Origin of the sequence: Flavobacterium flevense (assembly GCF_900142775.1) — a bacterium.
Classification (GTDB): Bacteria; Bacteroidota; Bacteroidia; order Flavobacteriales; family Flavobacteriaceae; genus Flavobacterium; species Flavobacterium flevense.
This window is the reverse complement of the sequence record NZ_FRCC01000014.1, coordinates 1-11814: the sequence shown is the minus strand read 5'-3', so window position 1 is coordinate 11814 and position 11814 is coordinate 1. Positions and strand designations below refer to the sequence as shown.

The window sequence follows — 11814 nt, the reverse complement described above, 5'->3', positions numbered from 1 at the left end:
TTTTAATATAGCGTGTTAATAATTGTTTTTATTTCGGTTAGATTGATTTTTTTGTTTTCAGGATATTTGTGTTCCATTAACCACCAATCTTCGGTGTAACTTACTGTTTTTTCAGGTAAAATAGTTTCCAATGGTCCAATAGGTTCGATTTCGCATTTCTCCTCTTTGTAGTACCAAATAGAAACTTGATTACTTAAAACATCACCATAGGTTTTATTGTCAGCTGCTTTAAATTTTTTTATAAAAAGCAAATCATCTTTCGAATTGTAGGCTAACCAGCCCGCATTACTGTCCATCACAAATTTGGGTTGGCTGGGAGTTCCAATCATTTCTAATATACCCTCTCGCACTCTTAAATTATCTTCTTTTGGAGGATTATAATCGATATAAGTAGAATTGTAGGGATATATGGCATATCCTTTGGGCAATCTACTGTTCGGATTTAAAGGTACTAAACAAATGCCTCCCCCTTTGGCAAAAGTTCTGCTCCAGTGGGCATAGTTTTGTACTTTCTTTGAAACATTTTTAATGTGTTGAATACACCGCAAATGGGAAGAATTATCCGAAAGTATAAAGTCACGAATTAATTGAACGCCAACAACAGTGTCTATTTGGCTGATAAGTCTCGCCGAATTTTTGCCTGTAATTTCTGCATTCCACATGTTATGAAAACTTTCTCGAGCTGGAGCCGTTTTTTCTGGTCCAATATCAAATCGGCCACCGCTGACTTCAAATTTAGGCATTCCTTTTTCCCAAATTTTTCCATCCAATTCTCTATTTTCATATAGAACATTTTTACCTCCTAATTCATAGGATAAAATTCTACCTCCAACATTTGGGTCTAAAATTACTTTGACTTTTGGATTTTTTAATTCAATACAATTTTTATAACCAAATGCTTCCACAGTTTTTATTGTAACTTGTGAAAAACACAAACCTGTCACTAAAATGAATGTTATAAGTGTTAAAATGAGTCTTTTCATTTTTAATTTTTTATACTTACTTGAGGTTTGTTTTTTACTTTCATATTCTTGATTACATCATATTCTTCATTAACACAGCGTTCTCCCCATCTTTCATACATAAATTTTAGCGAATAAATATTTTGGGGTTCTTCTCCTTTATCTCCGTATTTTTTAGACCAATTAGCCAATAATGTTCTATGTTGTTCTAGTTGTTTACGGTATTTAGGGTTACTGGCTAAATTGTTGATTTCGAAAGGATCATTTTCTAAATCGAAGAGTTCTTCTTCGGGTTTAGTTGGAAGCCAGTATTTTGCCTGAATTTCATTAAGTTTTCCAGCTTCAAACATTTTTTTGGTATCCACATATTCAATTCTTTTATCTCGATAAGTGGGTTGAGTATAGGAACGATTGGGCATGTAATTTTTTATATATTTGAATTTATCAGTTCGTATGGCTCGTATTCTATCAATAGTAAAATCGCAACGGTCTCGTGTTGCTACAATATGGTCTCTTTTGAAATTGGGAGCAAAGATATTTTTTCCTTCCATATAAGAAGGAATTGGTATTTCTGCTAAGGCTAAAGACGTAGTTCCAATGTCAATTCCGCTAACTAAATCAGTGCGTTTACTTTGTTTTTTTATTTGGGAATCATCACCAAAATATCCAACGATTAATGGAATGTGAAGTCCGCCATCATATAAAAATTGTTTGTGTCTATAGCCATCATAACCGTGGTCTGAAAAGAAAAATACATAGGTATTGTTCAATAGTCCTTTATCTTTGAGTTTATCTAATATTTCTTTTACTTCCACATCGGTTGCCCTAGCTGCATCATATTGTCTACAGATATCCTCGTGCAAGGTTGGGACATTTGGATAATATGGAGGAAGAGGAACTAAATTTCGATCAATTGGAGTAATTTTTTCTTTGGTTTTTGGATATACTTGTACTAATCCTAATTTGCCTCCTTCTAATTGAATTTGTCCAAAAAAGGGCTGGTTTTTGGATAAAGGACTAAGCCAATCTCCTGTTCCGGTTAAGGTGTAATAAAAATCGATACCAAGTTCATCATTGTATAGTTTTTTACGATTGTAGATAAAATTGTAATCGTCTTTACCGTGGCTGAAAGTGTAATATCCATTTTCTTTGAATACTTCTGGTATAGTTTTTACGCCATCGGGTAAAAAAATGGCATCTTCCACAGTTCTTGAAGAATGATGGTTGTGAATACCAAATGTGGTTGGCATTGTTCCCGTAATATTGGCTGATCTAGAAGCGGAACAAACTGGAGCAGCTGCAAAAGCCTTGTTGAACAAAACCCCATTTTCTGCCAACTTGTCCAAATTTGGTGTTGGATTTATTTTTTCGCCATAACAACTTAATATTGGATTCAAATCTTCTACATAAATCCATAAAATATTTGGTTTTTTTAAAGAGTCTTTCTTTTTATTATTTTTTATAGGATTGGCTAATAATGAGCATCCCGTAAATAAAATAATTGCAATTTTAAAAATAGTTTTCATCTAGGGTAATTTTATTACAACAAATTTATTGGTTGATTCTTTTTTTTAATTGCTTATATGGTTATTGTTTTGGTTTTTTTGTAAATAGCTTAGAGAAATAGGTTGATTTAGATAATAAAAGTTCGTTTTGACAAATAGTATGATTTATTGAGCAAGACCGTTTTTGTAGTTTTTAGTCTATTTGTTTAAAAGCTTTCCAATGAAAAACTATTTTTTAAAACCACTTTTATTTTTATTCTTTTTTAGCTGCAATTCGGTTCAAAAAAAAGAAACATTTTTTACTTGGACTAATCCTATTCGTGAAGGAATCAATAAGTATGGCATGAAGGATTTTTTTGTCTTTTCTGAGGATGAGAATTATTATTTGGTAGGTACAGAATATAACGACCCACTCAAAGAGTATTTGGGTCCTAGTTTATACCAAAGTAAAAAACTTAATCATTGGAAAAAAGAAACGAGACTTATAAATGTAAAGGATATTCCTGAAAAAGCATGGTATAAAGACGGTTGGTTTGCACCTGAAATAGTGAAAATAAAAAGCAAATATTATTTTACTTTTAACAATCGTAATAATGCGGTAAATCCGTATCAAAAATTAGGTTTTGGAATTGCAGTTAATGCTAATTTAAATGAAGAGTTTAAAGTTGTAAATACAGAAAAACCAATTGTTCTTGGCAATCATGGTAGTTTAGTGGTTGGTAAAAATGAAGATGAAATATACTTACTATACGATATGGATGCTCGTATTTATATAGCTCAAATAGATTTAGAGAAAGCAATTCTAAAAACGGAGCCCAAAGAGTTGTTGGGGCCAGAGACTTTAGGTAAGAATTATAAGTATTTAGATGCTCCTCAAGTGACAAAAGTAGGAGCTGTTTATCATATATTATTTTCACAGTTTTATGGAGGTTATGAAGTAAAAGTTTATCATATGACAGCAACACATCCTCTTGGACCATGGAAATGGGATGATGCTAATCCGTTGTATAGCTTTTTGGAAGCAGAAGCTGATGAGGTAGTTAAAAATAAGTACCCAGTTCCACATGGTTTTGCGCCACCAACACAAGTTGTTTTTAGTAACCAACTTTTTTTAGGTAAAAACAATCATTACTTTAATGCTTATCATAGTTCTGAAAAATATTCAGAGCCTTATTTGTGTATTGAACCTGTTGAAATTAATGGGGATAAAGTTTATGTTCCTGCTGCTAAAAATAAACATCAAAAAGTTGTTATAAAATGATTCGAAAAATAAATATTATTATTGCCCTTTTGTGTAGTTTAGTGTCTTATGCACAGATTGTTACTTATGGGACTCCATTAAAAACTGTTGCTGAAAATGAATTTGCTTTCTTATCTCCGCATTATAAAATAGCGTTGATTCAGAAGGATGTGGTCAAAGAAAGTTTTGTTTATGGGATGGATGCAATGCATGTGACTAATAATTCAAAATCTACTTCTTGGTCTAGTTTTTCTTTTGAAGGAAAGGTAAAAGTTAGGGTTACAATGTTGCAAGAGAAAGTACGTTTTGCACAAGTATTGCCTAGAAAAGAAAACATTAATGTGGAGATAATAAATAAACATACCATTGAATTCGAAATTTCAAAAGCGGGACAATATTCTATAGAATTTGAATCGGGTATTTTTATTAAACATCCACTGCTTTTATTTGCAAACCCTTTAGAAGTTGCTGTTCCTAACAAAACAGATTCTAATGTGATTTACTTTGAACCAGGCTATCATGAAATTGGTGATAAGTTTGTTATTCCATCCAATACAACCGTTTATATTGCAGGAGGTGCTTATGTAAAAGGACAGTTTTTTGCCGAAAACGCAGAGAATATAACCATAAGAGGAAGGGGGATTTTATCGGGAGAAGATTATAATCCAAGAACACATAACCATATGATAACCCTCAAAGATTCTAAAGAAATTAAGATTGAAGGAATTACCATTGTACATGCGCCTCGATATATGATTTCTTTGACAGGCTCCAGTCATCATTTAGATAATATTAAAATGATGGGATGGTGGTTTAGTACTGATGGGATTTCTGCAGGTGAAAACACTCTGATTGAAAACTGTTTTTTTAAAGTGAATGATGATGCAATTAAGCTTTATAATAGTAACACAATCGTTAAAAAATGTACGATTTGGCAATTAGAAAATGGTGCGCCATTTATGATTAGTTGGAATGGAAGTAAGGATTTTGGGAATGTAAAAGTTTATGATATTGATATTATAAGAGTGGAGCATCATTGGGACAACGAAAATTTAGCTGTGTTTTGTGCTGTTCATGGTTCGAAAGCTGATATTAGTAATTTTCATATTGAAGGTATAAGAATCGATAATTCGTATTGGCGAATGTTTCATATAATTACTCGTCCTAATAGATGGGCTAATTGGAATCCAGAAAAAGGTTCTATCTCTAATTTTATATTTAAGAATATTGATTATTACGGTCAACAAAAAATACCAAGTTTACTTATGGGACATGATGAAAATCATCCTGTTTTTAATTTCACTTTTGAGAATTTAAAACTGAATGGAAATAAAGTATTAACGACTGATGAATTTTTAATTGTAGATAAAAAAACGTCCTCTTCTATTGTAGTCAAATAAAAAGAGAGATTATTGTTTTATTTTGAGACAAAAGAGCAATAATAATGAACAAATGAGATGCTCAAAAATAGGTGGATGTGATAAATTTGAAAAAAAATACAATATAGAATTATGAAAAACCACTATTTTATTGGATGCGTATTTGTTTTTGCATTCCTAAGTTTAGGCTGTAAAAACGCTTCAAAAACAGAAAAATCTTTACAAGAGGATCAAAGTCAAAAACCAAATATCGTATTTATTTATGTTGATGATATGGGGTATGGCGATTTAGGGTGTTATGGACAAAAAACATTAAAAACACCTAATATAGATAAGCTTGCTTCAGAAGGGATGCTTTTTACACAACATTATGCTGGTTCAACAGTTTGTGGACCATCTAGAGCTTCCTTGTTAACAGGTAAACACACAGGACATTCTTCAGTTCGTGGAAACAGTCCAGAAGGGCAATTATTAGAAGATAGTGAGATTACCATTTCTGAAATGTTGAATGCAAAAGGATATAAAAGTGCTGTTATTGGAAAATGGGGTGTAGGTAATGATCCTAAACCAAATGATCCAGCAAGAAATGGTTTTGAACATGCTTATGGTTATGTAAACATGTGGCATGCCCATAATTTTTATCCAGAATTTTTATATAGAGATGGTGTAAAAGAAACCTTAAAAGGAAATGTTACGGATGGGTCTTATAAATATGAAAAAGGCATGAAGGAAGGAGCTGGTATAGCCAAGGTTAAAGAAACCTATTCAATAGACAAATTAGAAGATGATGCTATGAAGTTTATGGAGGAAAATGCCAAGAATCCATTCTTTATGTATTATTGTTTGAATATGCCGCATGCTAATAATGAAGCAGGATATTTTACAGGCGATGGGATGGAAGTGCCAAGCTATGGCGAATTTGCTAACAAAGATTGGTCTAATCCTGAAAAAGGTTTTGCTTCGGCTATAAAAATTATAGATAATAGTGTAGCTAAAATAGAAGCTAAATTAAAACAATTAGGAATTGCAGAGAATACGATTATTGTTTTTGTGAGTGATAATGGGCCTCATAATGAAGGAGGTCATAGCGAAGCATTTTTTGATAGTAACGGAATTTATAGAGGAAGTAAACGCGATTTATATGAAGGAGGAATACGAGTTCCTTTAATTGTTAAGTGGCCAGCAAAAATTAAAGCAGGGTCAACAGCAAACAATCCGGTAGCAACTTGGGATTTTTTACCAACATTTGCTGATATAGCTGCAGCTAAAACACCAGAGAATATCGATGGAATCTCCTTTTTGCCAACTCTTTTAGGTAAGGATAAAGAGCAAAAAAAACATGATTACTTGTATTGGGCTTTTTATGAATTAGGAGGTAAACAAGCAATTAGAGTAGGAGATTGGAAGTTAATAAGATTGAATGTGAAAGGCAATCCAGCTAAGGTGGTAGAAGAATTGTATAATATAAATGAAGACCCATCAGAGAAGAATAACATTATTGCACAATATCCTGATAAAGTAAAAGAGTTAAGTAAAATGATGAAGTCGGCTCATGCTGAGCATCCCTTGATTTCATTGTTTTCTAATGATGGAAATACAGAAACACGATTTAAATAATTATAAAATTTTAACGATGAAAAATATAAAAATAGCAGCATTGGCTTTATCATTTGTCTTTTTTAGCTGTGGAACAAAAGATAAAAATTCTAAAACGAATACGAATTCTGAAAATGAAAAAGTAGTTTCTAAATTAGCGGCTACACCTCCTATGGGATGGAATAGTTTTGATGCTTATGATTGTCGAATCAATGAAAAAGAATTCAAGGCTACCGTAGATTATATGGCAGATAATCTCTTGCAATATGGATGGGAATACGCAGTGATTGATTACATCTGGTGGCATCCGGAACCTGGAAATTGGGATACGCCTCGAAGAAAAGGACATCCAGATATTCGTTACAACGAAGATGGAAGCCCTTTGCATCCTGAATATACTACTATGGATGAATACGGAAGGTTGTTACCCTCTGTAGAGCGATTTCCTTCTGCAGCAAATGGAAAAGGTTTTAAGCCTATTGCAGATTATGTTCATTCAAAAGGGATGAAATTTGGTATTCATATTATGCGAGGTATTCACAGAGTTGCAGCACACAATGCAACGCCCATTATGGGAAGTAAAGCAACAGCAAAAGACATTGCTGAGCCTTTTGATACCTGTAACTGGTGCAATCATATGTTTGGAGTTGATGCTTCAAAAGAAGGTGCACAAGAATACTACAATTCTATTTTTAAATTGTATGCAGAATGGGGAGTAGATTTCATTAAAGCTGATGACACCATGTTTCCTCCTTATCATGATGGCGAGATTGAAATGATACGTAAAGCAATTGATCAATGCGGAAGACCAATGGTATTAAGTTTATCATGTGGTGAAGCACCATTATCTAGAGCAAGTCATTTGGTTAAAAATGCTAACATGTGGCGTGTCTCTGCTGATTTTTGGGATGATTGGGAGTCTTTAGAACATAATTTTGATTTATTAAATGCTTGGTCTCCATTTATTGGTGAAGGTCATTGGCCAGATGCTGATATGATTCCGTTTGGACGTATTTCACTTCAAGATCGTCCACATGGTAAAGAAAGAATGTCAAAGTTTACTGTACCTGAACATTATACACTAATGAGTTTGTGGAGTATTGCAAAATCTCCATTGATGATGGGAGGAGACTTGTTGACTACTCCGGAAAGCACAATGAAGTTTCTTAAAAATGAAGAAATTTTATATGTTAACCAACATAGTATCGATAACCGACAAGTTATGAAACAAAACGGTCAAGCAGTGTGGATTGCAACGGATCCTAAGACTGGAGATAAATTTGCGGCTCTTTTCAACTTAAGTGATAAAGAGCGTCCTGTGAAATTTAATTTAGAATTAGAATCTTTGAGGGATGAATATAAAGTTCGTGATTTATGGGATAAAAAAGAGTTAGGAGTCGTGAGTAAAGAACTTACTTCGGTAATTCAAAGTCATGGAGCCAAAATGTTTAGATTGACAAGGATTAAGGAATAATTTTAATAGGTTAGTTAGGTTATTATTTCATTTTGAACCCATTAATTAATTTTTGAGGCTATCAAAATTTTTTAATGGGTTTTCTGTAAATTATTATGTCTATGAAAATATATCTTAAAATTGTAATGCTATTTGTAGTAGTTACTTCTTCGAATGCACAATTAAAAAAACTGGAAGATATTAGAGTTAGAGATCCTTATATTTTTGCAGACGAAAAATCCAAAACCTACTTTTTGTATGTTCAAACAGGAAATAGATTAGTTGATAATGATACGATAAAAGGAGTAGAAGTTTATAAAAGTAAAGATTTAAAAATGTGGTCAGGTCCTACTACTGTTTTTGCTGCGCCAAAAGAGCACTGGGGAAAAAGAATGATTTGGGCTCCCGAGATGCATCATTACAAAGGTAAGTACTATTTATTTGTAACCTTTACTGGGGATGAAATGCAAATAAAGTCAAATAATAAACCAAAACAATATCAAAGAGGCACCCAAATTTTAGTGTCGGACTCACCATTAGGTATTTTTAAATCATTCCGAAATCAGTCAACTACTCCGGTTGATTGGATGAGTTTAGATGGTACATTATGGGTAGAAAACAAAAAACCTTATATGATTTTTTGTCATGAATGGGCACAAATTCAGGATGGTACAATGGAATTAATTCAATTGAAAAAAGATTTATCAGGAACTGTAGGGAAACCTAAGAGCCTCTTTCATGCAACAGATGCAAAATGGGTTAAAAGTTTGTCTTCAACAGGTTTCAAATACCATGGTTATGTTACAGATGGGGGTTTTATGTATAGAACTAAAACAGGTAAGTTACTAATGATTTGGTCTAGTTTTGGTGATAAAGGCTATAGTTTGGGGCAAGCTATCTCCGAAACAGGATCAATTAAAGGACCTTGGAAACAAATTGATAAGCTTATTTTTGAAGAAAATGGAGGACACGGTATGATTTTTAAAACTTTCGAAGGGAAATTGATGATTACTTTACACCAACCAAATAATGGAGAAAATGAACGAACTAAACTTTATGAATTAATTGATAATCTCGATTATTTGGAATTAAGCAAATTAGTTAATTAAAGAAAGTTAAAGCTACAAATAAATAAGGAGACTATATGTCAATCTGTGTTTATCAATATAATTTCGGATATTTAAGTGTAATGAATGTAAAAGTTTTTTATTTTATTTAAATGAAAGACAATTGTCTTGATATTTTAAACGAGAGTGCTTATTGTGTTTTTATTATTATTGTAATGTTGTGTGTTTACTTAAAAGTAACACTAAAATACGATGCTTAGAAAGAATACTGAATTGAAAAAATATACTAATATTTTTACTTATTGTGAGTTATGAATTAAAATAGTTTAGATTAATAAAATTTAAATAATAACTTTTGATAAGTTAGTTAGATGGTTTATATATATTTATTTTAAAAAAGAAATGAAATTGAATAAAATTGTTTTTATGGTTATTTTTTTAATAACCGCTTCTTTATTTGGTCAAGTGAAGGGAAAAGTAGTTGATGGGGATTTTCCGTTAGAATATGCTACAGTTACTTTGTTTTCAGTTAACAATCAGTCGTTAGTAGCTGGTGTAGTTACAGATGCTACGGGAAGTTTTGCAATACGAAATGTAAGGGGTGGGAATTATTATCTTGAGGTTTCCTTTATTGGTTTTGAAAAAAAAATAATCAAAGGTGTCGTTGTTAAAAATAGAAATTCTGTTGTGAACCTTGGGACGATCAAATTAATTTCTGGAGAAAATCAATTAAGCGATGTTGTTATAAAGGCGCAAAAGAGTACAGTTGTAAATAAAATTGACAGACAAGTCTATGATACTAAATCTTTTCAAAATGCTCAAGGTGGAACTGCTACAGATGTTTTAAAAAATTTACCATCGATTGCTATTGATGGACAGGGAGAGATTAGTGTTAGAGGGAGTTCAGGATTTGTAGTTTTGTTAAATGGTAAGCCTACTCAGGGAAGTATAGCTACTATCCTAGGACAATTGCCCGCTAATGCCATCGAACGTGTGGAGGTAGTTACGGCTCCATCAGCAAAATATGATCCTGATGGTAAAGCAGGAATCTTGAATATTATAACCAAGAAAGGGGCAACTAATGGTTCCTTTGCACAATTAAATATCAAAGCAGGAGTGCCTTCAATAGAAGATTATGATAATGTAGATCCTGTTCATAGATATGGTATTGATGGTACTTATAATATAAAAAAAGACAAATGGGATATTTCTCTAGGTGGGAGTTATTCTCGCAATGATATTACAGGACGTAGAGAAGGCGATGTATTTACTATTAATCAGCTACAAAATTATAAAACACAATTTCCATCAGATGGTGAACGTAGTACTGACGAATTAAATTATAGTGGTCGTTTTACATTGGATTATACACCTAATACCGCTAACAATTTTTCTGTAGGTTTCTATGCAGGAAAACGCAAAAACGAGAGAACAGCAGATATCTATTATAATAATAAAACTACTTCTTTGACCGATGAAACCACCATCAAGACTTTTGATTATTACAACGAGAATTTGCGAATTCGTGATGGTGATTTTGCTTTAGGAAGTTTTGATTATACACATACATTTAACAATAAATCCAAGTTAATTTCTTCGGTTTTATATGAGTACACCTTATTAGGAGGTCCAACTACTAATCTTAATCTAGGTTATAATGATCCTTCAATTGTCTATCAGGATGAGTACAATACGAATGATAATCCACTGTATGGAACCCGAGTGCAATTAGATTATGAATTTAAACCTTTTTCATTTGGAAAGTTAGAAACAGGTTATCAATTTAGAAAATTAGTTCACAACGGAAATTTTATTTATGAAAGGCGTAATAATGTTACAAACATGTATGAAATTGTTCCTGAATTTACCAGTATTGTAAATTTAGATCGTTTGATACATTCGGGTTATTTACAATTGAACGGAAGTAAGAATAAGTGGGAATATGCAGCAGGATTACGTTTGGAATCGATGAATCGTGATTTTTATTTAAAAGGATTTGATTTGCCAGCCGAAAATTTAGAATATGATTATGTAAAATTATTCCCTTCTGCTTCGGCTCAATATACATTGGATAATAATGTAAAAATAAAAGCAGCTTATAGTAAAAGAGTAGATCGTGCTCCAACCTATAAAATGAATCCATTTAAAGAAAGAGAGCACTCTGAAACTTTTGAACAGGGCGATAAAAATTTATTACCGGAGTTTACTGATTTACTAGAATTAGGAATAAGCAAAAATTTTAAAGGCGGAAATTCCGTTTTTGCAACTGCCTATTACAGAGATGTCCAAAATTTAATTAACCGTGTCAACACTTTATCTTATGATAGTTCAGGAGTACTTAATGATACTATTTTAGATCGTATTTATACAAATGTGGGAAGAGGAAGAGCGGTAGGTCTTGAATTAGGAACTCAATTCAAACCTACTGAGAAATGGACTAATTTTATTGGAGCCAATATTTATAATTTTAATATCAAAGGTAGTTTTGACGGAAAACCAATTAATTCAAACGCGACTCAATATTCGATAAATGCCAACAGTACCTATAATTTTTCAGAGACTGCATCTATGCAATTTACATTGAATTATTTGTCAGAAAAAATCACAGCACA

General features: G+C 32.3%; 8 protein-coding genes. 6 read left to right on the top strand and 2 right to left on the bottom strand.

Translation table 11 applies throughout. The features are described 5' to 3' along the window. Window positions 1-2: 2 nt before the first annotated feature. Window positions 3-983 carry a DUF5107 domain-containing protein gene (locus BUB89_RS16465; RefSeq protein WP_141384505.1) on the bottom strand — a complete coding sequence of 327 codons (981 nt, stop codon included), beginning with the start codon at window positions 981-983 and terminating at the stop codon, window positions 3-5. Window positions 984-985: 2 nt separating this feature from the next. Continuing rightward, window positions 986-2488, bottom strand: a complete 1503-nt coding sequence (locus tag BUB89_RS16460; RefSeq protein ID WP_073247074.1) for a sulfatase family protein — start codon at window positions 2486-2488, stop codon at window positions 986-988. Window positions 2489-2687: 199 nt separating this feature from the next. On the opposite strand from BUB89_RS16460, the gene BUB89_RS16455 reads away from it, so the two are divergent. From BUB89_RS16455 to BUB89_RS16430, 6 genes are all read left to right on the top strand, one after another. Next, window positions 2688-3728, top strand: coding sequence for a family 43 glycosylhydrolase (locus BUB89_RS16455; RefSeq protein WP_073247072.1), 1041 nt, complete (start codon window positions 2688-2690; stop codon window positions 3726-3728). After that, window positions 3725-5107, top strand: a complete 1383-nt coding sequence (locus BUB89_RS16450; protein WP_073247070.1) for a glycoside hydrolase family protein — start codon at window positions 3725-3727, stop codon at window positions 5105-5107. The genes BUB89_RS16455 and BUB89_RS16450 overlap by 4 nt, the downstream gene beginning before the upstream one ends. 111 nt (window positions 5108-5218) lie before the next feature. Beyond that, the gene (locus tag BUB89_RS16445; protein WP_073247067.1) at window positions 5219-6703 is read left to right on the top strand and encodes an arylsulfatase; all 1485 of its coding nucleotides are present in this window, start codon (window positions 5219-5221) and stop codon (window positions 6701-6703) included. Between the two features lie 16 nt (window positions 6704-6719). After that, the gene (locus BUB89_RS16440) at window positions 6720-8156 is read left to right on the top strand and encodes a glycoside hydrolase family 27 protein (protein ID WP_083552928.1); all 1437 of its coding nucleotides are present in this window, start codon (window positions 6720-6722) and stop codon (window positions 8154-8156) included. A 101-nt stretch (window positions 8157-8257) separates the two neighbouring features. Then, the gene (locus tag BUB89_RS16435; protein WP_159434586.1) at window positions 8258-9244 is read left to right on the top strand and encodes a glycoside hydrolase family 43 protein; all 987 of its coding nucleotides are present in this window, start codon (window positions 8258-8260) and stop codon (window positions 9242-9244) included. Between the two features lie 360 nt (window positions 9245-9604). Beyond that, the coding region (locus BUB89_RS16430) for an outer membrane beta-barrel protein (RefSeq protein WP_073247065.1) at window positions 9605-11814 on the top strand (2210 nt) is incomplete at its 3' end.

Excerpts from the sequence above, each read along its gene's own strand:
- BUB89_RS16465 (WP_141384505.1), bottom strand. The coding sequence starts at position 983 with ATGAAAAGACTCATTTTAACACTTATAACATTCATTTTAGTGACAGGT.
- BUB89_RS16460 (WP_073247074.1), bottom strand. The coding sequence starts at position 2,488 with ATGAAAACTATTTTTAAAATTGCAATTATTTTATTTACGGGATGCTCA.
- BUB89_RS16455 (WP_073247072.1), top strand. The coding sequence starts at position 2,688 with ATGAAAAACTATTTTTTAAAACCACTTTTATTTTTATTCTTTTTTAGC.
- BUB89_RS16450 (WP_073247070.1), top strand. The coding sequence starts at position 3,725 with ATGATTCGAAAAATAAATATTATTATTGCCCTTTTGTGTAGTTTAGTG.
- BUB89_RS16445 (WP_073247067.1), top strand. The coding sequence starts at position 5,219 with ATGAAAAACCACTATTTTATTGGATGCGTATTTGTTTTTGCATTCCTA.
- BUB89_RS16440 (WP_083552928.1), top strand. The coding sequence starts at position 6,720 with ATGAAAAATATAAAAATAGCAGCATTGGCTTTATCATTTGTCTTTTTT.
- BUB89_RS16435 (WP_159434586.1), top strand. The coding sequence starts at position 8,258 with ATGAAAATATATCTTAAAATTGTAATGCTATTTGTAGTAGTTACTTCT.